At 47.1% G+C, this 26,103-nt stretch carries 24 protein-coding genes and 1 pseudogene; 15 read left to right on the top strand and 10 right to left on the bottom strand.

Going from position 1 to position 26,103, the window contains the following annotated elements; genetic code table 11:
* Positions 1 to 191: 191 nt before the first annotated feature.
* Positions 192 to 926, top strand: a complete 735-nt coding sequence (locus tag FSU_RS06550; protein ID WP_157747935.1) for a PmeII family type II restriction endonuclease — start codon at positions 192 to 194, stop codon at positions 924 to 926.
* A 71-nt stretch (positions 927 to 997) separates the two neighbouring features.
* Here FSU_RS06550 and FSU_RS06545 read toward each other — a convergent pair whose 3' ends face one another.
* Positions 998 to 2,254, bottom strand: coding sequence for a DNA cytosine methyltransferase (locus FSU_RS06545; RefSeq protein WP_014545676.1), 1,257 nt, complete (start codon positions 2,252 to 2,254; stop codon positions 998 to 1,000).
* A gap of 209 nt (positions 2,255 to 2,463) precedes the next feature.
* Positions 2,464 to 2,925 carry a hypothetical protein gene (locus FSU_RS06540; protein ID WP_014545675.1) on the bottom strand — a complete coding sequence of 154 codons (462 nt, stop codon included), beginning with the start codon at positions 2,923 to 2,925 and terminating at the stop codon, positions 2,464 to 2,466.
* Positions 2,926 to 3,104: 179 nt separating this feature from the next.
* Between FSU_RS06540 and FSU_RS06535 the strand changes: the two genes are divergently transcribed.
* Complete coding sequence (locus tag FSU_RS06535) at positions 3,105 to 3,422, top strand: hypothetical protein (protein WP_014545674.1); 318 nt, start codon at positions 3,105 to 3,107, stop codon at positions 3,420 to 3,422.
* A 37-nt stretch (positions 3,423 to 3,459) separates the two neighbouring features.
* Here the strand turns inward: FSU_RS06535 and FSU_RS06530 are convergent, their stop codons facing one another.
* Positions 3,460 to 3,762 carry a hypothetical protein gene (locus tag FSU_RS06530; protein WP_014545673.1) on the bottom strand — a complete coding sequence of 101 codons (303 nt, stop codon included), beginning with the start codon at positions 3,760 to 3,762 and terminating at the stop codon, positions 3,460 to 3,462.
* A 417-nt stretch (positions 3,763 to 4,179) separates the two neighbouring features.
* Here FSU_RS06530 and FSU_RS06525 point away from each other — a divergent pair, with 417 nt between their 5' ends.
* The 3 genes from FSU_RS06525 (at position 4,180) to FSU_RS06515 (ending at position 7,551) form a co-directional block, all read left to right on the top strand.
* Positions 4,180 to 4,674, top strand: coding sequence for a hypothetical protein (locus FSU_RS06525; RefSeq protein ID WP_014545672.1), 495 nt, complete (start codon positions 4,180 to 4,182; stop codon positions 4,672 to 4,674).
* Between the two features lie 81 nt (positions 4,675 to 4,755).
* On the top strand, positions 4,756 to 5,538 hold the full coding sequence (locus tag FSU_RS06520) for a thioredoxin family protein (protein WP_015731861.1): 783 nt from the start codon (positions 4,756 to 4,758) through the stop codon (positions 5,536 to 5,538).
* Positions 5,539 to 5,625: 87 nt separating this feature from the next.
* Positions 5,626 to 7,551 (top strand): carbohydrate-binding protein, encoded by a 1,926-nt coding sequence (locus FSU_RS06515; protein ID WP_014545670.1) that lies wholly within the window; start codon positions 5,626 to 5,628, stop codon positions 7,549 to 7,551.
* Positions 7,552 to 7,645: 94 nt separating this feature from the next.
* Here the strand turns inward: FSU_RS06515 and FSU_RS06510 are convergent, their stop codons facing one another.
* The 3 genes from FSU_RS06510 to FSU_RS06500 are packed head-to-tail and all read right to left on the bottom strand — an operon-like array spanning position 7,646 to position 9,170.
* Positions 7,646 to 8,185, bottom strand: coding sequence for a low molecular weight protein-tyrosine-phosphatase (locus tag FSU_RS06510; RefSeq protein ID WP_014545669.1), 540 nt, complete (start codon positions 8,183 to 8,185; stop codon positions 7,646 to 7,648).
* Complete coding sequence (locus tag FSU_RS06505) at positions 8,182 to 8,619, bottom strand: MarR family winged helix-turn-helix transcriptional regulator (RefSeq protein WP_014545668.1); 438 nt, start codon at positions 8,617 to 8,619, stop codon at positions 8,182 to 8,184. Before FSU_RS06505 ends, FSU_RS06510 begins: the two co-directional genes overlap by 4 nt.
* An 8-nt stretch (positions 8,620 to 8,627) precedes the next feature.
* Positions 8,628 to 9,170, bottom strand: coding sequence for a glutathione peroxidase (locus tag FSU_RS06500; protein WP_014545667.1), 543 nt, complete (start codon positions 9,168 to 9,170; stop codon positions 8,628 to 8,630).
* A 162-nt stretch (positions 9,171 to 9,332) separates the two neighbouring features.
* Between FSU_RS06500 and FSU_RS06495 the strand changes: the two genes are divergently transcribed.
* The gene (locus tag FSU_RS06495) at positions 9,333 to 9,713 is read left to right on the top strand and encodes a (deoxy)nucleoside triphosphate pyrophosphohydrolase (protein WP_015731859.1); all 381 of its coding nucleotides are present in this window, start codon (positions 9,333 to 9,335) and stop codon (positions 9,711 to 9,713) included.
* A gap of 36 nt (positions 9,714 to 9,749) precedes the next feature.
* On the opposite strand, the gene FSU_RS06490 is transcribed toward FSU_RS06495, so the two are convergent.
* Positions 9,750 to 10,676, bottom strand: a complete 927-nt coding sequence (locus tag FSU_RS06490) for a ketopantoate reductase family protein (RefSeq protein WP_014545665.1) — start codon at positions 10,674 to 10,676, stop codon at positions 9,750 to 9,752.
* A 151-nt stretch (positions 10,677 to 10,827) separates the two neighbouring features.
* Between FSU_RS06490 and FSU_RS16735 the strand changes: the two are divergent.
* A pseudogene (locus FSU_RS16735) lies at positions 10,828 to 11,619 on the top strand (Gfo/Idh/MocA family protein); the annotation flags it as partial.
* Between the two features lie 270 nt (positions 11,620 to 11,889).
* Positions 11,890 to 12,834: a TolB family protein gene (locus FSU_RS16730; protein ID WP_420805941.1), complete on the top strand. Its 945-nt coding sequence runs from the start codon at positions 11,890 to 11,892 to the stop codon at positions 12,832 to 12,834.
* 90 nt (positions 12,835 to 12,924) lie between these two features.
* On the opposite strand, the gene FSU_RS06480 is transcribed toward FSU_RS16730, so the two are convergent.
* The 3 genes from FSU_RS06480 to pepT all read right to left on the bottom strand — a co-directional run bounded on the left by FSU_RS06480 (position 12,925) and on the right by pepT (position 16,631).
* Entirely contained in the window at positions 12,925 to 13,680 is a 756-nt protein-coding gene (locus FSU_RS06480) for a fibrobacter succinogenes major paralogous domain-containing protein (RefSeq protein WP_014545663.1), read from the bottom strand.
* Positions 13,681 to 13,744: 64 nt separating this feature from the next.
* Positions 13,745 to 15,298, bottom strand: coding sequence for an SLC13 family permease (locus tag FSU_RS06475; RefSeq protein ID WP_015731857.1), 1,554 nt, complete (start codon positions 15,296 to 15,298; stop codon positions 13,745 to 13,747).
* 85 nt (positions 15,299 to 15,383) lie between these two features.
* Positions 15,384 to 16,631 (bottom strand): peptidase T, encoded by a 1,248-nt coding sequence (gene pepT / locus FSU_RS06470; protein ID WP_014545661.1) that lies wholly within the window; start codon positions 16,629 to 16,631, stop codon positions 15,384 to 15,386.
* Between the two features lie 88 nt (positions 16,632 to 16,719).
* Between pepT and FSU_RS06465 the strand changes: the two genes are divergently transcribed.
* From FSU_RS06465 to FSU_RS06435, 7 genes are all read left to right on the top strand, one after another.
* On the top strand, positions 16,720 to 17,226 hold the full coding sequence (locus FSU_RS06465; RefSeq protein ID WP_014545660.1) for a very short patch repair endonuclease: 507 nt from the start codon (positions 16,720 to 16,722) through the stop codon (positions 17,224 to 17,226).
* A gap of 50 nt (positions 17,227 to 17,276) precedes the next feature.
* Positions 17,277 to 17,987, top strand: a complete 711-nt coding sequence (locus tag FSU_RS06460) for a nitroreductase family protein (protein WP_014545659.1) — start codon at positions 17,277 to 17,279, stop codon at positions 17,985 to 17,987.
* A 130-nt stretch (positions 17,988 to 18,117) separates the two neighbouring features.
* The gene (locus FSU_RS06455) at positions 18,118 to 18,621 is read left to right on the top strand and encodes an RNA polymerase sigma factor (protein WP_014545658.1); all 504 of its coding nucleotides are present in this window, start codon (positions 18,118 to 18,120) and stop codon (positions 18,619 to 18,621) included.
* Positions 18,618 to 19,421, top strand: coding sequence for a hypothetical protein (locus FSU_RS15865; protein WP_155808723.1), 804 nt, complete (start codon positions 18,618 to 18,620; stop codon positions 19,419 to 19,421). Before FSU_RS06455 ends, FSU_RS15865 begins: the two co-directional genes overlap by 4 nt.
* Positions 19,421 to 21,694 carry a caspase family protein gene (locus FSU_RS06445; RefSeq protein WP_015731855.1) on the top strand — a complete coding sequence of 758 codons (2,274 nt, stop codon included), beginning with the start codon at positions 19,421 to 19,423 and terminating at the stop codon, positions 21,692 to 21,694. Before FSU_RS15865 ends, FSU_RS06445 begins: the two co-directional genes overlap by 1 nt.
* Before the next feature lie 205 nt (positions 21,695 to 21,899).
* Positions 21,900 to 24,362 carry a TonB-dependent receptor plug domain-containing protein gene (locus FSU_RS06440; protein ID WP_015731854.1) on the top strand — a complete coding sequence of 821 codons (2,463 nt, stop codon included), beginning with the start codon at positions 21,900 to 21,902 and terminating at the stop codon, positions 24,360 to 24,362.
* Positions 24,346 to 26,097, top strand: a complete 1,752-nt coding sequence (locus tag FSU_RS06435) for a hypothetical protein (RefSeq protein WP_014545656.1) — start codon at positions 24,346 to 24,348, stop codon at positions 26,095 to 26,097. Before FSU_RS06440 ends, FSU_RS06435 begins: the two co-directional genes overlap by 17 nt.
* Positions 26,098 to 26,103: the final 6 nt, after the last annotated feature.

Here is a 26,103-nt window from a genome sequence, read left to right as displayed (position 1 = left end):
CGTGTCTTGATACGTTAAATAAAAAAACATTTTTTTGCATCGTAGATTAAAGAAAAATGGCGGCCTCTGTATCTGAATTCATAAAAAAAGGATGTCTAATTCATATGACGAGTTCGAGTCGTTCTTTCAAAGAAAAACTGGAAATAATCAAGTCCCAATATTCTTCGCTAGAAAAATTTAAACAAGCGTCTGTGAACGAAATTAGCCCCCTCCCAAACGGGAAAAAATTAACACAAAAGGAAATAAAAGCTATAGAAGAACTGCAAAAAGAAATAAATAATGATTGCACAATAGAAGAAAACTTTATACAGCTTTTTACAAAAAAATTTATAGCAAAACAGCTGGAAAAGATTAAAGAAATTACAATAAATGATCTAAATACAAATCCCTTATTATGTTATGCATTGAAATTTGACAATCCAAAAGATTTTATCAAATTTTATACATATCAAGCTGTTTCCAGAAGTATCGTGACATCCATGGGCTTTCTTGTCCAAGACCTGCTTTTATATTCAAATGAACATATATATGATGGCAAGAACTATAACGAAGGCAAAAAAACTAAGTTCGATTTAGTGATAGATAAAGATGGAGAAAAGACATTCTTTGAAATAAAAAGTGGATTCAACGATTTAGATAAGGGGCAGATTAAGCATTATGATGAAGAACTATCCAGCGTTGAAAAAAAAGGCAATAAAGCGTATATTGGCATTACCTACGGCAAGAAAAACGCAGCGACCGTCACTTCTAAATTGCTAGAAACTTATGTCAAAGATTGGAAGAAAAAAACTTTTGTGGGAAGAGAATTGTGGGAGCACATATCTGGCAAAGGACAATATCATTCAACACTCTCAAAAAACATACGCAATGCAGCAGATGCTGTTTTGCATGATTCAGGCATAGTAAAAGAAATAGAGAAAAAATAAACGACTTGGTTCGCGATTTCAAATCTCACTACAATTCTATGGACGATTACTATGACTCTTTATGGTAATAATCAGAAATTCAATTCTAACTGACCTACTATTTCTTTCTTAGACATTACCAGTTTTTTGAATGTGTCTACATCCGTGTTTACATAGCGAGAATACGGGAATCCTTCAATTTGTTTGACTTTTTTTCCTTCAAGCAATTTCACAATGTGCTTACCTATTGCCATGCCTAAGCTAACTGGCACGGCATTTCCAACCTGTTTGTATTTGGCTTTGATGTCACCACAAAGCTTCCAATCGTCAGGAAATTCTTGAATTCGTTTGTACTCTTGAACACTCAAAGGACGATCCTTATCAGGATGGCATAAATCTGTAGCCGGCATTGTCGGGTCTGTTACCAACGTAGGAGAAGGCAAATCCCAAGCCAATCTTCTAAAGAACCCTGTCTTTCCACCGCCAAGTTGCAGTTTTGAACCCATTGCTTCTTTTTGGGCTTCTTCGGGGAGGTCTTTCCAATACTGGCCGGCCTTCAGCATTCTGAAGAACTTTAGTCTTTTTTCGGAGAATTTTGAATATTCCTGGACATTTTCATCTAGGTCGTTCAACACTTCGGAAACGGTTCGCCATTTGGGTAAATTGAACAAGCCCGTTTCCGAATGAGTCGGGGTCAAATACGGCGCTTTTGAACCGTCTCGCGAACAAATAATGACTATTCGTTCTCTTTTTTGGGGTGCTCCATAATTTGCAGCATTGTATAAATTGAATGAAACCCCATATCCACCATCTTCCAATTTTTTTATGATATAAGCTAATGCTCCCCCCTTTTCATTTTTAGGAGTTGGCATTGCGAATCCGAAACTTTCTTTTTTAGGCGGGTTGTAAGCGGCGGATAAGAGGCCTCGAACATTTTCAATTACTGCGTACTTAGGGCGTAATTCAAGGATACGGTCAATGTAGGTGAGGAACACGTTTCCGCGTGCATCGGAAAAACTCTCTCTCTTACCTGCGGTGGAAAACGCTTGGCATGGAGGGCCTCCTACCATTACATCAATTTCTTGATTCTTAGGTAAATTAGCGTATTTTCTGATGTCTTCGGCAGAATAATCGCTTATATCACCTATGAGACCAATGTTCGGCTCATTCGTTAGAATTGTTCGTCTTGCATTTGGTTCTATTTCGGATGCAAGCAAAACCTTTATACCTGCTTTCGATAAGCCTATGTCAAGTCCCATGGCGCCAGAAAAAAAGCTTAGTGCGACAATCTTAGGAATCTTGTCCGACTTTCTTATTTGGTCTTCTACTAAATTTATCTTACTGCTCATATGTGTATAATATATAAATAGTCAATGTAATTGTCAAGAACATTTCTAGAATTATAATAATTAAGCTAAAACATCTCTTTAAAGAGTACAAGTAAAACTCCGGCTGCGCCATTTTCGTCTTGGGTTTCAATTAGGATGTAAACCAATGGCTATACAAACGATTTGATCATCTTTGAGATAACTCACATTTGCCGAAATAGGAAAGAGTTTTATTCCCCTGTCCTCTCTGGCATGTGTCGTACGCCGAGGCCGCCGGGAGATTCCATCCATTCGGATTCCGGCCAGAGTTTGAATTCCAGTACGGGAACGCCCAGGAGTCCTTCGTAGGTGGCGACGTCGCCCGTCACGATTTCGCCGATAATCATGCCGCATCCGTTTGTCTTGTCGAACAGCTTTTCGGCCTTGGCGCGGTTTCTCTTGAGTTTTGCGAGCGCGGTTTCGCGGTCTTTTGCGGTCGCTTTCTTCAGGAATTTGCTCCACAGTTTTTCCCACTTGGCGATGTCGTTTTGCAGGTCGTCTTCATGGGCGCGAGATTTGGAGACTGCGACGGCGAGGCGCTTGTTCGCAAACATTTTTGCGTTTGTCCTCCATTCAAATGTCTTTACGCCGGTAAGCACTAGCTGGACGTACGGCGAGCGGATGACGAAGTAGTGTGACGGTTTACCTTGCATTTGGCGGGTCTCCGGAGAATGTTTGACTTTGTTTAAAATACTCTAATGGTTGTCTGCGGTCAAGCGAGGTTTTAGGGGCAGAGTTCCTAAGCGAGGGGGAGGATATTTTTATATTGTGCACTACGTGGCGTGGTTATGACAATTAGAAGATAACAGTTTATCCATAAAAAGGAATTTATATGACTCAAGAAGAAATCAATGAACACAAATCTTTTGTTGCGTACTATTTTGCGAAGTTTAATGAAAAGGCGAAATCCGCTTTAGGGTATGAAACATTCACTAGAGCGTTTAAAGATATTTCCGTCAAACTTGGCGGTCCTGACAATCAATATCTCAAACAACGCCGAGATGAATTTGATGTTTTCTATGAATGGCGAGAGGGCTACAATAAACGTCCGGTTTCCGAAGCGGTAAGCAACTATCATCATCAATGGAAAAATATTTCATTTGAAGAATTCACCACAAAAGTAAAAAGATTGCTTTTACAAACCCGATAACATTTTTGGATTTCTATTTCCTTATTCGGGAAAGGTGTCATTTCAGCATCAGTACCATAACATCGTCCTTGTCGAAGTCGGTGCCGAAGGCTTGCCGGCAGCTCGATTCCAGCGCCTCTCCGGGGGTGCAGTTTTCCCTGAACAGGACCATTCCGCTGTCGATGCTTTCCATATCAAGTTCCCCGTCTATGTCTATATTTTCCGGCTTGAAAGTAGACCAAAGACAATAATCGACAAATCCTTTTTGGATGTCTTCTTGCTGCAAATTGTCTCCCGTGCCCGCCTGAATTTTCAGGAAGACTTGTTTGCTTTTGATCCATGAAAGTGATGCATTGAACATGTTATTTTTTCCCTGTAGAAGAATTTAGATTCTTTATGCTTGAGATACAATGGCTCCGAGTTATGGGACGAATTTCGAAGAAGTTGAGTTTTGGGGGCTTGGAACCTCTTGACAGAGAACTTTTGATAACTTATATTGTTGGTGTGCAAATGTGCAGAATTGTTTCTGCGCATTTTGCCTGAGATTACGAAAATCCCTGTGACAGTCGGCATAGGCCTTATGGCCCGTATGTGCATCCGCGATGGGACGCATCCACCTTCTTGTGGGTGTTGTTGGATAGCTAGTTGAAATGTGTCACCACTGGGGACCAAATTAATCTGCTTGATATCTGAATACAAATTTCAACACTTTATCTGTTGTTTTTTGTTCGTATTTTTTATAGTTTATCCCTACCAATTATTTTAAGGAGTACACATTATGAGAAAACTGATTCTTCCTATTGCTGCCATTGCTATGGCTTCGTTTGTTGCCTGTAGTGACGATAGTTCGCCAAACGCTCCGGCTGCCGGTCCAAAACAGGATACACTCCCGGCGAGTGTTGATAAGTTCTTTGATCTGGATAACAACTACACTTGTTCCCAGACTGTGAACAAGTGCGCAACGGTCGTTGTTACGGGTTATTCTGAATTGGCTCAATGCAATGGCGCTCAGTGGGATATGCAGACTTTGGGCAATCCTGTGGCGGGTTGCGAAAATGCAGCTCCGGCCACGAATCCTCCTGCAACTGATACGCCTGCTACAGGCACGCCCACTACTGATACTCCGGCAACGGGTGCGATGGTTTCTTGCGATGTCCCGGGGGTCTTTGGCGAATGCCTTGAATATCCGGCAGGCAGTGCAGAAGCGGCGGCGATAGAAGCCCAGTGTGTGAGTGTGATGATGGGGACTCTCGGCACGGGTTGCGCAAAGTAATCTAAATCCTTAGAATGGATGGAAAAGTCGGCCGCAGGGTCGGCTTTTTTGTATCTTATCATCAAACCTAAGGAAACGAAAATGAACGGCTTAAGAAAAAATTTGGCGATGAAGGTCGCTATCTTTGTTGTGTCTGCGGTTCTTGCGGCGGGGGCGTCCGAAGATATTAAAATCGTTAAAATCAACGATGACAATTTCGAAAAGGAAATTCTGCATTCCAAGAAGCCTGTGATTCTTGAAGTTTCGTCGACGAGCTGCCCGCCGTGCCTTGTCATGATTCCGACGCTTATCGGTATTGCAAAAAATTACAGCGATATCAAGATCGCGTCTATCGGGATTGACGAGCCTAATATCGAGAAAATCAAGAATACGCTCCCGATTCAGGCGTTTCCGACGTTCTTTTTTATCAAGGACGGTCGCATTGTCAACCAGCGCGTGGGCGTTGTCAAGGAGCCTGAACTTCTGAGCGCTTTGGATTACACGCCGAAGCCGAATGCTACGCAAAGGGCAAAGAACAAACCGAAAAAGAAGAATGCGCACAAGAATCTTGTCTGCAAGGTGGATGGCCAGTTCAATGGACTCAAGAATCTTGTGACGATTTCGTTTGTGTTCGGCGATTCAGAAATTGAAAATGTCGATATCGTGACGGACGTGTTTGTGCCGCCGGAACAGTTTGACAAGCGCGACCAAATGATGGAACATATCCGTGCAAGCGGCAAGGGCGAGGTGACCCCGACGATGACGGGTTTCCAGATGCATATCGACAATGATTGCCGATTCATGAAGGCGATGGACATGAAGCGCACTTCGACTTACGGCGAAATGCGGGCCGGGCTTGAGTTGCAGGGATTTACTTGCAAGTAGTTTTGTCAATCCGACAATAAAAACGCTCAAATTGCAGAAATACCCCCTTTATGGGGGTATTTTTTATTGTGGTAAAAAGGATGTGGTATGAAAAACAAATTTCTCTTTGTATTTTTGGCGGTTTCTGCTTCTCAGGCCGCGGTGAATCTGGGTGTAAGTCTTGGCGATAGCATCAAGCCGGTGACGCATGTGGCGACGGGCTCGCTTTATGGCCTTACTGAGAGTCTTCCGAGCAATATCGAGCGTGATGTCGCCCCGCTCAAGCCGAACGTGTTCCTTTCTCCGGCGCGCAGCGGTAACGGTCGCCAACAGCCGATTGGTGGGGCTTTCCTTGTGGCTCCCCGTGTCGAAAGCATTGGTGCGAAAATTCAGATTCGCCTTGCTGACGTTTTGCCGGGATGGCCGTACAAGTTCCAGAATATGGACCACTGGAAAAATGAAGTAAAATCGGTCATCAACGACAAGCTTAAATCAAACAACAAGAATTTTGACGGTTACGAAATCTGGAACGAGCCGAATGACACTTGGAAATCGAATATCGACTTCAATTCCGGTCTCTGGAAACAGACTTACGATTTGATTCGGCAGATGGACCCTGGTGCAAAGATTATCGGCCCTTCGTACTCTTTCTACCACGCTTCGCAAATGGAAGCGTTTATCAAGTATTGTGCACAGAATAACTGCTTGCCCGATGTCGTGAGCTGGCACCAGTGGGGGAGTGGTGGCTTTGTTGGAGCTGTCGAAACCTACCGCGCGCTTGAAAAAAAGTATAACGTGACTCCGCGTCCGCTGAGCATCAACGAATATTCTTCGACGGAGCATTCCGAAGAAGGTTGCCCGGGTTTGTCTGTGCCGTTTATTGCAAAGTTTGAACGTCACGGCGTCGAAAGCGCAATGATTTCCTGGTGGTTTGTACCGCTTCCAGGTCGTTTGGGGAGCCTTCTCACCAAGGACAATGAACGTGGTGGCGGCTGGTGGCTTTATAAGTGGTATGGCGACATGAGCGGTTACATGGCTAAAGTGACCCCGCCGAACGACAAGAGCGATGGCGTGGACGGTTTTGCCGCTCTCGACAAGAAGAAGGGCTTTGCAAGTATCGTGCTTGGCGGCAACACCAAGGGCGATGTGAATGTGAATATTTCGGGCATCCCTGCAGAATTTGGCAGTCAGGTAAATGTCTCTGTTGAATATGTTGTATGGGAAAATAAGGACAAGGCAGTGCCTTCGACCACGACTGTATCAAATAAGGATTACGATGTAAGTGGCGGAAAGATTACGGTGCCTGTAAATATCACGAATACAAAGTATGGCTATCGTGTGTATATCACGCCGATTATTCCGCAAGCCCCTTACAAGGATACGGCTATGGAGATTCCTGGTAAAGTCGAAGTCGAAAATTACGATGTAGGCGGTTCGGGCAAGGCTTATCTTGATTTGGATGATGACAACAAGGGTGGTGAATATCGCGAAGACGCTGTTGATATCGTGAAGGCCGGCGATGGCTATGCCGTTGGTTACACGCAAGAGGGCGAATGGCTTGAGTACACTGTGAAAGTTGCTGAAAAAGAAGATTATGCGGTTTCAGTCCGCTATGCGACTTCTTCGGAAAATACGGGCATGAAGCTGTATGTCGATGGCAAGGTCGCCTTGGACAATGTCGCGTTCCCGCAAGGCGCGGACTGGGAAACTTATTCGACTGTCGATGCCGGGAAGGTGAGTCTTTCGGCGGGCGAACATGTGCTCAAGCTTGAAATTGTCGGAAACTACGTCAATATCGACTGGCTGAACTTTGAAAGCGAAAAGACGATTGCGATTGGAAAGCCTACGCTGCACGCTGTTCCGCATGAGGCTAGTTATGATGTGTTCGATATGCAAGGTCGCCTTGTTGCAAAATTGAAGGCGTTCGGCTCCGAAAGTTTGCGCTCAAAAATTACAGCTACGGTGAAGCGCCCTGGAACCTACATTGCAAAGCCTCAAACGGGCGGAAAAATGTTGCGAATTTCGGTGAAATAGATTAAAAACTTTATTCGCTAAAGTTTGTTTAAAACTTGTGCCAAAAAGCCGGTTCCTTATGGAGCCGGCTTCTTTGTAGGAGTCTATGAGGAGTCTATGAATTTTTCAAAATGTGCTGTAGCAAGGCGGTACAGCCTTCGTTGACGTCTTGCCAAGTGGCGTTGAAATCGCCTGTGTACCAAGGATCTGCAACGTCGCGGTTTTTGCCCGCCCAATCCATGAGGAGCGAAACTTTGCCGACTCGTGAATCGCGCGCATCTTTGTATTGCGCAAGTTCTCGTTCGTAAATGTCGCGGGGTAAAATCCAACGGAGATTCCGCAGGTTATTTTGATCCATGAGCACGATGTAATCGTAATGATTGTAGTCAGCGACGGTCATTTGTCGGGCCGTTTTTCCGCTGCAGTCAATGCCGTGACTGGCGAGCATACGTCTTGCGGGCGGGTACACCGGATTTCCGATTTCTTCGGTGCTTGTCGCTGCAGATGCAATCTCAAAGTCTGCGGCAGTCAATGCGCTGTTCGTCGTAACATGTTTTGCGGACGAACTAATATCGCGTACCAACTTTTTCATTACAAATTCTGCCATCGGGCTTCTGCAGATGTTCCCGTGACATACGAACAATATTTTTATCATGCGTCTTTCCTAAGACTTTCCAAGATTTTGTAAAGCGTGCAGTAAAGCGACTTTGCTTCGTCTTCTGACAAATTTACACAACTTGCCATGGGCTTAGGAACGCTCGCTGCTTTGTGCTGCAACTTTTCACCTTCATCGGTCAGGCTTACTGAAAGGCAACGCTCGTCGCTTGCTTCGCGGGTGCGCATGATGTAGCCTTTGCTCTCGAGCTTTTTCAGGAGCGGTGTGAGCGTTCCTGAATCGAGGTAGAGCTTTTGTCCGAGTTCAGTGACGTTACATTTTTTCTCTTCCCACAGCACGAGCATTACGATGTACTGCGTGTAGGTGAGGTCGAGCGGCTCCAGGAATGGCGCGTAACGACGCGTGATTTCCTTGGATACTGCATACAACGGAAAACATAGTTGATTTTCAAGTTTTAGTTGAGGACAAATCATTGCACCTCCTAAAGTAGCTTTTCAACGCAAGAACGTACGTCCTCCATTTTGGCAGTGGGTTCAAAACGGGCGACAACGTTGCCTGCGCGGTCGATGACGAACTTTGTGAAGTTCCACTTGATATCAGGATTATTCTTGTAATCCTTGTCGATCTTCTTCAGAAGCATGGCCATTGCTGCCGCCTTGACGCCGAATCCGAAACCTTCAAAGCCTATTTTGGATTTCAGGTAGGTGTAAAGCGGGAGCTCGTTGGGTCCGTTCACGTCAGACTTTTTCATCTGCGGGAACGTGGTGCCGTACTTGAGCGTGCAGAATTCATGAATTTCGTCGTCTGTGCCAGGGGTCTGGCCCATGAACTGGTTGCATGGAATGTCGATGACTTCGAAGCCCTTGTCGTGGAAGTCTGTGTACATCTTTTCGATCGGCTTGTAATGTGGGGTGAAACCGCAGCCGGTCGCCGTGTTCACGATGAGCATGACTTGGCCCTTGAATTTAGAGAGTGGAATTTCGTTGCCTTTACCATCGGTAAGTGTGAAGTCGTAGATTGTCATATTTTTTCTCCATATACACTATTTTGTTTTACGCAATTAAATTTTATAAAATTTAATTTGAAAAGTCAATAGTTTTTGCTAAAAAAAATTCTTATAAGCAGAATTGTTGTGATTTTAGGCAATTTTTTGACGCTAAATCTTGTTATTTCTACATTTTACATCATGAAATCTATAGAAGTTGTCGCGGGTGTTATCACGGATGGCGGGCGCATTTTTGCCACGCAGCGTGGGTATGGCGACCAAAAAGATGGCTGGGAATTTCCGGGCGGCAAGATGGAACCGGGTGAAACTCCGGAACAGGCGCTCGTTCGCGAACTTCAGGAAGAGCTCGCCATTGAAGTGAATGTTGGCGAAAAAATTTGCACGGTGGAATACGATTACCCGAAATTTCACCTGACGATGCATTGCTTTTATTGCTCGCTCGCTGCAGGCTGCAAGCCGAAACTCCTGGAACATGAAGACGCCAAATGGCTTGACCGTGAAAATCTAAACACAGTCAACTGGCTCCCCGCTGACGTGGAAGTCGTAAAGCATCTTTTGTAGAGTCATCCCGGATTTATTCCGGGATCGCCATCTTGTCTAGCATTCCTTAATGATACTTCGCGCGAGCTCGGTCCCTTCGAGGAGTTCGCCTAAGAATTCGCAGTAGGGCGTCGGAATTCCGTGAGCCTTCCCGAGCTTAGTGATGGTTCCGCAGAAATACGCGTTTTCCGTTTTGCGTCCGGCCTCGATATCCTGCAGCATGGAACACTTGCCGAGCGGCGTGTAGTTGCATGTGAGGCGCAAGTTTTCTTCTAGGTCGTCGTTTGTAAGCGCAAAGCCTTCGGCGTTCGCCACCTGAATGACTTCGTTCCCGATTTTACGCACAAGCGATTGCATTACTGGAAAGTTGAAACCCGCAAATGTCGAACGGCAAATGGCTCCGATCGAGTTGAATACCGTGTTCATCAAGAGTTTTTTCCACATTTCCAAGCGGATGTTTTCTGGAATCTTGTGGACGATGTGCGCTGTTTCAAAAAGCTGGTGGATGGCTTCGATACGTTCGGAACGGTGGTTGTCTTTTTCGCCAAAGAGGATGATGCCTCGGCCAGCGCAGTCAATGTTCCCGTGCTTGTTGATGGACTGCAAATTGACGATGAATCCGTACAACGTCTTTTCTGCACCGTAAACGCGCTCGATTTCTGTTTCGGAATGGACTCCGTTCAAAAGCGAAAGTAACGCTGTGTTCGGTCCGACTGCATTTTTCGCTTCTGCTAGCGCTTCGTTGAATTGCAAATTCTTGGTCGCAAAAATCACAAGGTCAACGACCGGGACTTCGTCCGGCGTGACAAAGTTGAAGTCCGCCTTTTTCCCGTTGATGACGATTCCGCTTGCTTGGTATCGCGCCTTGCGTTCGGCGTCCATCACGCAATAAAGCTTGTTCCCGAGAACGCTCAAGAGTTGTTCTGCCACAACGGCACCGACAGCCCCGAGACCTACAACTGCAACTGTTTCAATCTGCTTCATGGTGAGAAATATATCAAATTCTAGAGTGCTTGGCGGTGAGGGCGGCGCTTGTGCGGTAGGTCGCTAGTTCCCTTTGTATCGGCTACAGCGGTAAACAGGGGGGTGCAAAATTTTTTGGCGGTTTTGGGCGCGAGCGATTTATATTTATGGTATGAAAAATTTGAAGTTTGCGATTCTTGGGTGTGGTCATATTGCGACAAAGATGGCTGCCGCTGTTAAGACTTTGGAAAATCAGGGAATGGGCGTGGAATGCTACGCCGTGGCATCCCGCGATTTGGAAAAGGCGACTGCTTTTGCCAAGGAATATGGCTTTGAAAAAGCGTATGGCAGTTACGAGGAACTTGTTGCGGATTTTGCAATCGATTTGATTTATATTGCGACGCCGCATTCGCATCATCATGTATTTGCAAAACTTTGTATTGAACATGGCCGGAATATCTTGGTTGAGAAGGCTTTTACGGCGAATGCAAAACTTGCGACAGAAGTGATTTCGCTCGCGCATGATAAGGGCGTCTTTTTGTGCGAAGCGATGTGGACGCGATTCTTGCCTGCGCTAGAGACGATTCGTAGCTGGATTCGCGACGGTCGCATTGGAAATGTTGAAACGGTCGAAGCTGATTTCACGATGAAACTTAGCGATAGGGACCGTATGCATGACCCGGCGCTTGCGGGCGGTGCGCTCTTGGATATCGGTATTTACAGCCTTACGTTTGCGGACTTGTTCCTTGGCACACGCGAAACTTCTGATGGCAATTTCGTCCGCAACGAAATTACATCGATGAATTGCAGATGCGTCAAGTTCAAGACGGGCGTGGATGCGAGCGACTGGATAAATCTCACGTACGAAAACGGCCAAAAAGCATATCTTAAGACATCAATGGTCTCGCCGACGCATAACGAGGGCGTGATTTACGGAACGGCTGGGCAAATCCGTGTGCAAAATTTAAATGACATGGTGAAGCTGGAATTACTTGATGATGCCGGAAATGTTGTTGAAACCGTTGAGCCTTCGCGTCTTTGCAACTGTTACGAATACGAAGTCCTTGCATGCAAGGAAGCGATTGAAAATCCCGCGCAATTCCGGCACGAAATTTGCGACCTCCCGGCTTCTTGCGCGCTCTCAAAACAAATTATTTGGGAACGCCCGGAAATGACTCATGCCAAAACGATGGAATTCATGACGCTCATGGACAAGATTCGCGAGCAGTTTGGCGTGAGTTACACGTTTGAAATTTCTCCAGGTGAAACATGGAATCGTAACGGCGACAAGTCTATTTTGCAAGTGTTTGATATCGAAACGGGCGAAGCAAAAGTTCTCAAGGAATTCGACTGCGTGATTGAAGCGCCGAACTGGAGCGCTGACGGAACGTTCCTCACGTACAATAGCAACGGTCGCATTTTCAAGTACACGCTTGCGACAGACAAGGTGACAGAAATCGAAAGTCATTATGTGGACAACTGCAATAACGACCACGTTCTTGACCCAGATGGCAGCGGCGTTTACGTGAGCCACCACACCAAAGAAGACGGCCTTTCCCGCATTTACAAGATTTATTTTGATGGCCGCGAACCGCGATTGGTGACGCCCCTTGCGCCAAGCTATTTGCATGGCATTACGCCTGACGGAAAAACGCTTGCGTACTGTGCGGAACGTAACGGCTCGTATGACATTTACACAATCCCGGCAGCGGGCGGTAACGAAACTCGCCTCACGACTGCTTTCGGGTTGAATGATGGCCCCGAGTATGATTGCAATGGCGAATATATTTGGTTTAATTCCGAACGTTCTGGACGCATGCAGGCATTCTGCATGAAGGCGGATGGCTCTGAACAAACGCAGATGACGCATGACTTGCATTGGAATACCTGGTTCCCGCATATTTCGCCGGACCGTCAAAAGGTCGTGATGGTCGCGTACACAGAAACGGATGTGCGTCCGGGCGAACATGTCCCCAACAAGAATGTGGAACTCCGCTTGATGCGCCGCGCACTCCCCGTAGAATCGAATTGCGCACTCCCTGCAGATTCTTGGTCTGCACCGCAAACGATTCTTAAACTCTTCGGCGGTCAAGGAACTATCAATGTCAATTCCTGGGCTCCCGACAGCAAACGCTTTGCTTTTGTAAGCTACATTCACGGTGACGACCCATCCAACTAACACCCCTCTCGGAACGGAAACGCACTTACAAAAACACAAAAAGCCCTCGCGAATACTCGCGAGGGACTTTTGTATAGGCTTCTCCGTCAATTACACGTTTTTCACACAGCGGATCGAGAGAGCGTCGGATCTGTACACGCCTTCGATATCAACGGAATTGTTGGTAATGCTCAGGCGGAATGCGTTAGCCTTGCCGTATTCATCCTTGCTCCAGAAACGGGCGCGTCTGCTGAAATGGCAGAAGTTGCCGTTGTCAAAGCGGTAACCCGCCGGGAGCGCAAAGAATCCGAACGTATCCTTGCCCTTGTTCTTCCACATGAATTTGCCGCGCAACTCACCACCATCGGACTTTGCGTCAAGATTGCTGAGGAGCTGTTCCCATTCCTTGTTGCTCGGAATATGCCAACCTTCTGGGGCAATGCCCTTGTAGTTCTTGTCCTTGATTTTGTTATGCATCTCGATGTCTTTTGCCGTAGACTGTTCAGCGTATTCATCAGGAATGTCAAGAGCCTTTGTCCATGTGTACAAACGACCGAACTTTGCAACGTTCGATTCTTCGTTGTTCGGAGCGTAGCTACCTTCGGTCTTGAAACGCAGGTTTTCTGCCATCCAGACCTGGTTTCCGATTTGAATGGTGCGGTACGTTTCGCCATCGCGGGCGTCCGTGAATGTTCCGTATTTGAACTTGGCTTCGTTTTCCTTGACGCAGTCTTCGTAAGGCGTGTTGTTCAAAGCTTCGGGCGCATTCTGCTTGGTTTCCTTGCTGATTCTACGCCCTAGTGCGTATGCAGCGACGACGATGACAATGAGAACAAAGATATTGAATATGATGAATGAAATATGCATATGAACCTCCGTATGTTTAATGTATAATCTTTTTTGATGAAACTGATAACTTTAACTTATATTATTAAAAGGGAAAAATCAAAGTTGTTATAAATATATTTGCGGCTAGGATGATAAAATTCATTGGAAGGCCTATTTTGACAAAATCTGTAAAATGGTAACCGCCCGGGCCGTAAACGAGCATGTGGGTGGGGGAGCCAATCGGGGTGGCAAAGCTACTGCTTGCAGCAATCATGAGTGCGATACAGAATGTGAGCTGATTCACGCCAAGGGCGCTCGCGGCGCTCAATGCAATGGGGCAGAACAATGCTGCGGCTGCCGTGTTGCTGATGAATTCGGTGATGAAGGTTGCGACAACGCACATGATGGCAAGTGTAATGTAGGGGTTGCTTCCGCTCACGCTCAAAATGCTGTTTGCGATTTTTGAGGCGACACCGGTGATTTCAAGCGCTTTGCCAAGGCAAATGCTTCCTGCAAAAACGATGATGATTTCCCAGTTGATGGCGTTCATTGCTTGCGTGCTTGAACAGCAACGGAAAAGGATCATGGCTGCGGCAGCGAGTAAGCAAGACGAAAGTAACGGCATTATGTTAAATGCCGAAAGGAGCACCATGGCAATCATGATTGCTGCGGAAATAACGGTTTTCTTTCCAAATTTTTTTCCGACGGCTGCGTTTTCAATGACGCCTTCCAGATGCTCGTTTTTCAAGTTGAGGTTGTTGCAAATCCATTGGAGTTGCTCCGCCTTGCCCGATACGATGATGTGGTCTGCGCCCATGATGATGGAATCGGGGGTAGCAACTTCGACTTCGTTATCGAAACGGCGGATGGCGAGAATGCCGTTCTTGTCTTTCTCGAAACCGCGCGGATTGCTGTCGTAGATTTCTCGCAAAGTCATGCCGATAAAGTTATGCTTTGAGGGCACGCAGAGTTCGAGTGTCATTTCGTCATCGCTGAGCCCGCTTAACGGGGACTTGCGTTCGGGGAGGAGCTTCTGCAGTGCGATGACAGACAAAATGCCAACAGCAAGGCAGAATAGCCCGCAAATCGTTGTCGTGAAAATCCCGAGATGGATGCCGGTCGCATCGGTGTAGAGCCCTGAAATAATGAGGTTTGGCGGAGTTCCGATCAAGGTGCAGATGCCACCCATTCCAGATGCGTAACTGAGCGGGATCAAAAGCTTGGACGGCGAAATGCCGAGCTTTTTGGACCAAATCTTCACGATGTTGATGAACAAGGCGACGATGGTTGTGTTGGTGAGGAGTGAACTCAAGAGGGCTACGGGGAGCATGAGTCGTGTAATGGCGCCTGTAAGAGTTTTGGGCGCACCCATGAGGTGCTTGACAATCCAGTTTAAAACGCCTGTCTGATTGAGACCTGCAATGACTGCGAAAAGGACGCCAATGACGAGGACGGACGGTGCGCAGAAACCGCCAAATGCGCCCTTGACATCAAGGACTCCGCTTATGAATAAAGCGGACATGGCGGCGACAAAGATGAGGTCGGTGCGCAATTTTGAAAACATCATGGATGCAAATAGGGCAAGGATTACAGCAATTGTAAACCACGCATTCCCCGAGAGTCCCAATAGTTCAAAAGAAAGTAAACCTTGTAACATTCTTCCCTCCATTGGGGAAATCTATAATAATATTACAAGGATTTCAAACGGCTAATTATTTCAAATTGGAATGATTTCGGGGCTTTTAACCCCTGCTGGTGGCGATTCTCTTGATGATGCGGACGACTGTTTCCATGCCTTCGACGGTCACGTGTTCGAAAGGACCGTGGTAGCCGTAGCCACCGGTGCCGAGATTCGGGCAGGGGAGTCCCATAAAGCTGAGCTTGGCGCCGTCGGTGCCGCCGCGGACGGGGTCGCTTACCGGCGTGATGTTTTCGGCGGCAATGGCTGTGCGGGCGCGTTCAAGGACTTCGGGCGTTTTTTCGATGATCTGCAGCATGTTGCTGTAGGAATGCTTGAGCTCGAGCTCGATAGAGCCTTCGCCGAATTTCTCGTTAAACTTTTTGGCGATTTCGCGCAGGAATTCCTGGCGTTCTTCAAATCGTGTCTGGTCGTGGTCGCGGACGATGTAGTTGAGAGTAGCTTCGGTCACGTCGCCTTGCATGTCGGTCAGGTGGTAGAACCCTTCGCGGCCTTCGGTGGTGGCGGGTGTTTCGTTTTCGGGGAGCGCCATCGCAATTTCGGCGGCCATGAGGCTTGCGTTTTTCATGATGCCCTTGGCTTCGCCGGGATGCACGCCCTTGCCGTGAATCTTGAAGGTGGCACTTGCGGCGTTGAAGTTCTCGTAAGCGATATCGCCTTCGTAACCGCCGTCGACGGTGTAGGCGTATTTAGCCGTGAAATAGCTCAAGTCCAGACGGTCGGCCCCGCGTCCGATTTCTTCGTCTGGCGTGAAGCAGACCCAGATGTCTCCATGGCCTGAGAGATTCTCGTAGCCGCGGCTTTCGGCGTGGCGGTCGATTTCGATGAGCTCTTCCATGGCGGTCACGATTTCGGCAATGCCTGCTTTGTCGTCGGCGCCGAGGAGCGTTGTGCCGTCAGTCGTGATGAGTGTGCGGCCCTTGAGCCATTTGAGCGTGGGGAAGTCTTCGACCTTGAGCACGGCGCCCGAGCCTTTGAGCAGAACATCTTCGCCATCGTAATCTTCGATGATTTGCGGTTTCGGGTTTACGCCCGAAAAATCCGGTGACGTGTCCATGTGACTGATGAATCCGATGGGCGTGTCGCTTTCGCGGCCTTCGGTGGCGGGTAGAAGCCCGTAGACGTAGCCGTTCTCGTCCATCTTCACTTGTGAAAGTCCAATCTGTTCAAGTTCCTCGGTCAAGAACTTGGCGAGTTCGAGTTGCTGCTTGGTGCTCGGGCAACTTTCGCTGTTCTCGTCGGAGGTGGTGGTGAAGCTCACGTATTTTAAAAAGCGGTCTTGAACTTTCATTTTGTGCCTGCAATTAAAAAATCATAATAACTTGCGATTTTATTCTGCAATTAAATTTATCTTTTTTAACGTAATTGGGAACACGATAGTGGATAAAGTTTCAAAAAAATCGAGTGCCAAGAAAAAGGCGGCAAAAAGGCGCAGGGCTCGCAAACCGATGACCCGCTCGCAGATGATGCAGGCGGTCCATTCGGAGGATACAAAGCCCGAGATGATTGTGCGCAAGGCGCTCTTTGAGGCTGGGTTCCGCTATCGGCTTCACCGTCGGGATTTGCCGGGGACGCCGGATATTTTCGTACAAAAGTATGGGGTTGCGATTTTTGTGAACGGGTGTTTTTGGCACCAGCATGGTTGCAAGCTAACGAGTCGCCCGAAGTCAAATTCTGCATTTTGGAACGACAAGTTCGACCGCAACATAGTGCGCGACATTAAGACGCAACATGAACTTTCGCTCTTGGGGTATCGCGTGGCGATTGTCTGGGAGTGTTCCTTGCGTGTAGAAGGTGTTGCCGATGCGGGGAATATGGGGGCAGCCCTCACGTTGGAGCGCTTAATTGATTTTATCAAGAGTGATGACGAGACAATTGAGCTGTAAAATTGTAGTTTAGAATAGTAATTCTTGGGAGCTTTTGAGAAGGAGAATTTATGACTATTGAAGAGGCTGTTTTAGCACGACATTCTGTGCGTAGGTATGCTTCGACGCCTTTGACTAAGGAGCAAGTCGAAGAATTGCAGTCGCGGATTCGTCGGTTGAATGAAAATTTTGCGCTCCACATGCAGCTTGTTTTAAATGACGATGTGGCATTTAGCGGTCGCTTGGCGCATTACGGCTCGTTTCGGAATGTGAAAAATTACATTGCGATTGCGGGTCAAAAGTCAGTGGCGGGGTGCGAAGCTTCACTTGATGAACGCGTGGGGTATGCGACGGCGGATATCGTGCTTTTGGCGCAGATGATTGGGCTCAATACTTGCGTGGTTGGGCTTACGTTCAAGAAGACTCCGACGATTGAAATTGACGATGGCGAAAAGCTAGAGCTCGTGATTGCGATTGGCAATGGTGAGACGCAGGGCGTGCAGCACCCGATGAAACCTGTGACGCGAATCGCGCCGGATTACGATCAATCTCCGGATTGGTTCAAGAAGGGAATCGACTATGTGATGCTTGCGCCGTCGGCTTTGAACCAGTTCAAGGCTAAATTTAGCGTTGACGAGAGCGGCCGCGTTTTTGCGGAGAAGCGTTTGGGCTTTTTTAGCAAGGTCGATCTTGGAATTTTCAAGTATTTCTTTGAAATAGGCTCTGGCAAGGAAATTTTCCGCCGTTCTATGCAAACTTTGCGCAGTTCAGACACGATTTAGCGCTGTCATCCCGGCCGCATTGCATTGTCATCCCGGCCTTGTGCCGGGATCGAATTCTTATTTATAGAGAATAATTCAAAATTTTTATTTTTTAGGTAACACTTTTGAATACCTCCGGTGTTACATAAACGTGAAAAGCCTAGAAACCTTAAAAAAAGCAGGATTTGCAAAGATTTACGAGAAGTACGCGCCTATGGTCTATAGGCGCTGCCTGCAACTCCTTCGCGATGATGCTGAAGCTAGCGACCTCATGCAAGACGTTTTTTTGCGGATTTATTCTGCATCGGAACGCCTGGATATGGAGTCGCCGAGCAGCCTTTTGTGGAATACGGCAACGAGACTTTGCCTCAACCGCATTCGCGATAAGCGCCGTCGTGGACTTGACGTAGATTCTTCTAGCCTGCTTTTGAGCATCGCCTGTGCCGAAGACGAGCATGACGATTACGAAACGAAAAATGTGCTGGCAAAGCTCTTTTTGAAGGAACCCGAATCTAGCCGCACAATGGCAGTCCTCCATTTTGTCGATGGTATGACTCTCGAAGAGACTGCCCGTGAAGTGGGGCTCTCGGTAAGCGGTGTGCGCAAGCGTTTGCGCGGGTTACAGGCCAAAGTTAAAACTCTGGAGGTTCAGTGATGATTCCCGATTGGAAATTAGAACGATTCCTGACTGGCGATTTGCCGGAAGAAGAAATGAATAAGCTTCGCGAGCTTGAAGCGAATGATGCGGTATTTGCAAATCGTGTAAAAATGCTCCGCGAAGACAACAAGGCAATTTTGAGCAAGTTGCCGTTTGAAACGCTTGCCGCGAATCTTGGAACGGGTGCCGCCGGGAATGCCGCGAAAATTGCTGCGAAAAATGCGGTGCGCTTTACGCTCGTGAAATTTGCGGCTGCGGCGATGTTCGTTTTTGCGATTGCGTTGGTGGCGTTCTTTGCCCAGCGCGAAACTTCCGTGATGAATGAACGCGTGGGTGGCGATGTTGCAACAGTCAATGGTTCGCAAAACACGCAGGTTGCTCTTGCCGAAACCCAGTCTGATACGCGAATCAAGGGACTTGACGCCCGCATGGAAGTATGGAAAAAGACTCCTGCCGGGATTGTCCAGCTGAACGATCTTGATTCTGTCGGCGAAGGCGATGAAATCCAGTTGCGCTATGCCGTTCCTGAAAAATGCTTTGGACTCCTTTTTAGCATGGACGGCAATGGCGCTCTGACTCTCCACATGGGCGATGGCGTGAAGGCGATTGAACTTGCTCCGGGCAAGATGAATTCGCTCCCGTTTGCGTACAAGCTTGACGATGCTCCGTACTTTGAAAAATTCTTCTTCGTGACTTCTCCCAAGGAGTTTGCGGTTGAAGAAAATGATGTCGATAAGTTGCTTAAGAGAAGCGACGTGAAGGTGATTGGTTTTACTCTCAAGAAGGCGGGTAAATAATGTTTATGATTTCGAATAAGGCTTTTGGGGTGTTGTCTGGTTTGTCTTTTGCATTTCTTTTTGTTTTGCTCTTTTTGGCTTCTAATGCCGATGCTGCAACAGAATCGGGCCGTATCAATCGCTACGTAGTGGCCGTGAGTGCCAATAACGGTGGTGCAGGCCGTCCGATGCTTCGCTATGCGGAAAGTGATGCCCGTTCGTTTGCCAAGGTGCTTAAGGAAATGGGTGGCGTGCTCCCGCAGAACGTGATTCTCGTGAAGGAGCCTTCTGTTGTTGCTTTGCAAAAGGAATTTGCGAATCTCGATGCAAAAATTTTGCAGGACAAGGCGTCTAACGGTCGTGACGAAGTGCTTGTCTATTACAGTGGTCACGCCGACGAAAAGGGCCTCCGCCTGGGCGAAGAAACTTACGCCTGGAAGGACTTGCGTAATCGCATTGACGCGCTCAGTGCCGATGTGAAAATTGCTGTGATTGATGCTTGCGGTTCTGGTGCAATTACCCGCGTGAAAGGTGGTAAGGCGGTGCCTGCTTTTATGGTCGATCAGAGCAGCGACATGAAGGGCTATGCGTTTATCACGAGCAGTACGCAAGATGAATCTAGCCAGGAAAGCGATAAACTCAAGGGCTCGTTCTTTACGCACTCGCTTGTGAGCGGTCTCCGTGGCGCAGGCGACTTGAGTAGCGATGGCCGTGTGACGCTCTCGGAAGCGTACCAGTTCGCGTTCAATGAAACATTGCAAAAGACGGAAACGACGCTGGGTGGCGCACAGCATCCGAGCCGTGATATGAACCTTGCGGGTACGGGTGACGTGGTGATGACCGATTTGCGTGCGACAAGCGCAGGCCTCGATTTGGACGAAAGCGTTGGCGGTCGACTTTACATTCGCGATGCCGATGGCGAACTCGTGGCGGAACTCAATAAAAAGCAAGGTCATGCGATGAGCCTTGGCCTCCCGGCAGGGAATTACACGGTGAATCTCCAGCAGAAAACCGATTACATGGGCGCAACTGTTGCTCTTGTGAACGGCAAGCGCGAAAAGATTTCGATGGGCAACTTCAAGAGTGTTATGGCTGAACAGACGGTGTTCCGTGGTGAAATTGGCGGCAATAGAAGTTGCCCGGGCGGCGATACGATTGCATGTTCGCTTGATTCTTTGGATCATAACGGTAAGTTCCGTACGACGTTTAACTTCGTGGATACGGATAGCGATCCGCGTAAGGGCTTGCAGTTGGGCTTGTTCGTCGCTCGTACGAAGGATTACATGTTGGGTACGCAGGTGAGCTTGTTTGCAAATATTGCTCAAAAGGAAATGCACGGCTTGCAGGCGACAACGATTGTGAACGTGGCAAAAGACCACTTTGAAGGCGCTCAGCTTTCGTCTGTGGCAAACTATGCAGGGTCTTTTGATGGTGCGCAGGTGAGCTCGGTTGTGAACATTGCGAAGGACAAGTCCTCGGGTGCGCAGATTGGTATCGTGAACGTGGCCGTTGATTCGCTTAATGGTTTGCAGGTCTCTGCGGGTGTCAACTATGCGAAGGTTACAGATTGGCAGGTGACGGCTGGTGTGAATGTTGCACAAACTACAAAAAGCCAAGCGGTTGCTGGTGTCAATTATGCGACAAAGTCGAAAGTTCAGGTGGCTGCGGGGGTAAATGCTTCTCACGTTAACGAAAAGGTGCAAATTGGTGTTGTCAACTATGCGACAAAGGAAAAGGGTCGCCAGTGGGGTATTGTCAATATCTGCGCTCATTGCGAAAAGTCTCCGGTGGGCCTTGTCAATATCGTTGGTAACGGCGTGTGGAGCGTGACGCCATACATCAACGAAATGGGTGCACTTGGTGGATCAGTTCATTTGGGTACGGCTTATTTCTACACGAATATTGAATGGGCCGCATTCTTCAAGAAAGGGCATATCTTTAAGGAATTCGAAAAGTTCTATGAACACGGTGTTGGTATCGGTACCCAGTTCGGAAAATACGGAAGCCATTGGGAACTGGAATACACGTTCTTCAACGTCTACGATAAATTTGGAGTGGACGAAGATGATTGGAAGTCTGGATACCACCATCGCGGCCGCGTTGGTTATGTGTACCAGGTGTTCCCGGGTTTTGGCCTCTCGGTGGGTGGCTCGTTGAATTTGACGAGCGAAGGCTATCTGAACAAGCTATTGCTTAAACCGCTTGGCGATTACCACGACGACGTAAGCTGTAATAGCCATAAAGGTCGCTGGTGGCCGGGATTCTACGCAGGCCTTACCATCGGACGATTCTAGTTACTTTGTCATCCCCGATGCCTGTCCTCGCTTGATGGGGACGAGCGGGCATCTCCTATATGCTCTTGTCATCCCCGACTTGTTCGGGGATCTCCTTTTGTATGAAAAATTTTGAGTTTACTATAAATTTTTAAATTTTTTGAATTATGTGGTAACACTTTTTGTACCTTGAGGTGTTCCATTGGGGAAAGGTTTAGGAACTGTAATGAGTTTTATGTTGAAAATTGTTGTTTTTGTGTCGTTGATGGTTGCGTTTGCCGCAGCCCACGAACGTATTATCTTCAATGGAATTGTTCAGGATGACTCGTTTGAAGCTCACGAAAAGCTAAATGTCGAAATTCTCGAAACGGGCGAAGCTTTGCAGACGACCGTGGGGACGCCTTTTAGCGTTGTCCTCCCTGCCGATACGCTTTGGAACATTTGTGTGACGAACTCCGATACTTCTGGTGCCGAGAAGGAAAAATGCTATGAACTCCTGTATTTCGGTAACGATAGCACGTTCAGCAAAACGCTTGGCCCCGACGCAGTCACTGTTGACGAGGTTGGTTCCGGAACGGAGTCCGTGATAAACTCCGCGCAAGCGGAGTCGAAGGATCCTGTAGACTCTGCCGAAGGCGCGGCAAACTCCGATAGCACATCCGATGTCGATGTGGAAAAACTTCTCGCTTCGGGTAGCGCGAATTCCAAAGTGACCGAACTCAAAAAAGTCGTGGTGCAGTTGCGCCGCCGTCCAAAGCGCAAGCCGGGTGAATCCGTCGTTTCCGCAAAGTCCATCAAGCGCATGCCGGGCCTTGCCGAAGCCGATGTCATCAAGAGCATTCAGGCGCTCCCGGGCGTTGTCGCCAGTTCCGATTTCAGTTCCAAGATTTACGTGCGCGGTGGTGCTGCCGACCAGAATCTCTTCTTGTTCGATAACGCCGTTGTCTATTCTCCGGTGCATTTCTTTGGGCTTTTTAGCACGTTCCTCGTCGAAGGTATTGACGATGTGCAGTTCTATAAGAGCGGATTCCCGGCGCAGTACGGCAACCGTTTAAGTTCTGTGCTCAAGATGGAAGGCCGTGCGGGCGGTCAGGATTCTGTCGAAGAATGGTTTAGCAAGTCGAGCATCAAAATCAGTACGTTTGCGGCACAGCTCCATACCGAAGGTCATAAGGGGCCTGCCCGCTGGGTGTTTGCGGGTCGTACAACTTACATCGGCTACATTCTGGACTTGTGCAATGCCATTGGCCTCCTAGATTTGGATCTAGATTATGAATTCACGGACTTGCAGGGAACATTTATGTATGATCTCTCCAAAGATACGCGCCTCAAGTTCAGTTTCTACATCGGCAAGGACCGCCTGGAATTTGACCCGCTTTATATGGACTGGGGTAACATAGCCATTCCGCTTGGCATTTACCACCGCATCGATGGCAACTGGGATTACAATTCGACATTTGCTTACAGCAAGTTTTACCAGTTGATGAAAGTAAGCGATCTCATGTCAATTGAAATGCTGCTTTACACATTTGCTGGCAAACAGTGGCTGAATTATCGTGGTATTGATAATCATACGTTTACCTTTGGCTACGAATTGGAATACGATAACGAACGTTATCAAGAAAAGATGGCGTCAATTTCCGTGGCTGATAATGAAGAGACTTTCCATCATGTCGCCTATGCACAAGATGCGTGGAAAATTTCACCGGATTACTTGCTGCAATATGGCTTGCGCTTCAATTACCAGACCGCATCACAACATTTTGGTGTAGAACCTCGTGCCTCGTTGACTGTTAATCTTGATGATACGAAATCGCTAGAACTTTATGGTGGTTACTATTTGCAGTATTTGAATTCAATTGTCTATACCGATCAGGAAACGCTCAATGAATTCTATTATCCTGCAACGACAACAACGGATGGACGTCACGTTAAACCCGCTTCGTCATGGCTCTTTGCCGCGGAATATAGCCACCGTGATCTTTTTGAAGGCTACGACTTTACGGCAGGCGTTTACTATAAAACTCAAAATAACTTGAATACGTTTGCGATGAAACAGGACAGTAGTGATGAATCGTCTTCAAAAAAATTAGTGCTGGCGGATAATTTCGGTACGGCAGATGGCTATTCGTTTGGCTATGAACTTTCTCTGCGTAAAGATAAAGGCTGGTGGTTTGGTGGAATCAACTGGAGCCAGAGTATAAGTGTTGCACGCGCTAATGATGGTTCCAAGCCGTATTTCCCGAGTTGGCATCAACCGTATGCTCTGAAGATGGATTTGGGCATCAACTGGAAAGGTGGTGAAGACGCCTTGTGGCAACATAAGAAAAAGGGGCGCTATTTCCGCTCGTCGCTTGCACTCAAGTATTCATCGGGTATGCCGATTAGTGAGTACAAAGGGTATTATCTGCAGCAGGAAATCGGTACGCAACGATATTCAGATGATATTGTGGTGTTGCCGGGAAGCCGCAATGCAGGCCGCCAAACGGATTATTTCAGAATTGACTTGAAGGCGATTGATATGGGTCGTGAAGGCAAGTGGAACTTTAGCTGGACAATTATCAACTTGACGAATCACGATAACATGTTCTTTACTTTCTACGATACGCGCAAGAATCCTCCGAAGAAAACAGAAATTACTCAGTTCCCCTTTTTACCGATTATGCTGAATTATGAATACTATTTCTAGACAAAAGACGAAAGACGAAAGACGAAAGAACTTAGTCAAAGAATCTTGTAGGCGATTCCTCTCGTCTCTCGTCTGGATTCTCTCGTCTGTTTATTTTGCGGCTTGTGATTTTCATGGACCGTGGGAATACTATCCTGAAGAGCGTGATGTCTATACGGGTATTTATACGTATGGTTACGTGATGGCAAACGGAAACCCTTATGTCTGTTTTTCAAAAGTCTATCAGCTTGATGAAACTTCATCACAGAATTTCGCTTTCTATGATAGCGCTGATGTGACTGTTCGTGGACGATTTACAATTGGTCGAGATTTCGAAAAACAGGATACAATTGCAATTCTGGAACCCAAATCATCAAACCCGAATTGTTTTTATACACCTTACATGTTTTACGGAATTACGGGCGAATCCTATGAACTGAAAGCTTATTTTAAATGGGATAGCGCTGGCCATGTTGCAAAATCTACCTATAAGGCTATTGCAACTATTCCGAATAAAGTTCAAGTTAAGGGAATGAATGTACCCCGACAAAATGGTGATTATGTGTGGACAGAAAATCGGAATTCAAACAACCTGTTTTATGTTCAATTCCTAGAATATCCGATGGATATGGAGTTTGTTAAAGTTGCGCTAGACTATGATAATTCTGTGCGTGGAGTGCTGTCCATCATGAATTACGGTATTGAAAATGGTGAGTCGCAAAATACTACGATGAACCGGATGTTCAAGGGAATGACTGATGCCGATGAAGAGGGGTATCGCGGAATTGCGATGCACGATCCTTTGGAAAAACAACAAAATCTTGGTTTTTCATCAAATCGCGCGGTCGCAGGGAACAAAACTCTTGATACGCTTTATCTGATGAATATGATGCTCCCTATTGGTGAAATTTCTGTAGACCTCTATGCGACAGATGAATCTTATGTTGATTATGTGGATAAGGTAAAACAATCTGTTTCGGATTCGCGATTTATTCCTGAATCGAATATTGAAAATGGAATGGGTGTGTTTAGCGGAATGGCGAAAACAACGATTTATGTCAATGTTGATGGTGAAGGTGTTGGTTATGGTCATATCGCGGCCTCTAATTGCACGGATACAAAAGGCGATAATGCCGACAGTTGGGATTCCAGGGGGTGCCGCCTTTACCAGGATATTGCTTGTGCAGGAGTTTCAGGGCCGGATTACTTGTGGCAAGCGGGCGATTTGGAAGGGCTAAACGAATATGCGACCGAAGTTTATAGAGATTCCGTTTATAACAAAAATGTTAAGGCGTGCTATGCTTCGCATGTTAAGGCGGCGATGATGCTTGATACAACGAAATGGTCGCAGTTCCTGCCGGATTCTATCGATGCTGCGGATAAGGCGAATGCGTATGCAGACGGATTAAAACGCTATTGCGTGGCGAACAATTTTAAAAACAACCATATTGCAGATTGTTCTGCGCTAAAACAGGACTGCTTGGAAGATCCTGAAAGGAATTATTGTAAGGAATATCTGTGGCTTTGGTGTGCTGACCGCGGTTGGAATTTGAAGGATTACGAACAGTGTCGTTCGGCTTTTGTGAGCCGCTATTATCTCCAGAATTTGAAATCAAATGTTTTGCATCGCGAAGTGGAAAAAGTGTGCGATGATTATTATAATGAAATGGTTACGGTAAATTTTGATTCTTCATTCAGTATTTCGATGTGTAAAAACTGGTGTGAAGTTAAGGATGGTCGTGTAGAATGTCAGTAATTCTTG

The organism is Fibrobacter succinogenes subsp. succinogenes S85, assembly GCF_000146505.1.
GTDB classification, from domain to species: Bacteria; Fibrobacterota; Fibrobacteria; order Fibrobacterales; family Fibrobacteraceae; genus Fibrobacter; species Fibrobacter succinogenes.
The sequence above is the reverse complement of the archived record's forward strand: the minus strand, read 5'-3'. Positions and strand labels throughout refer to the sequence as shown.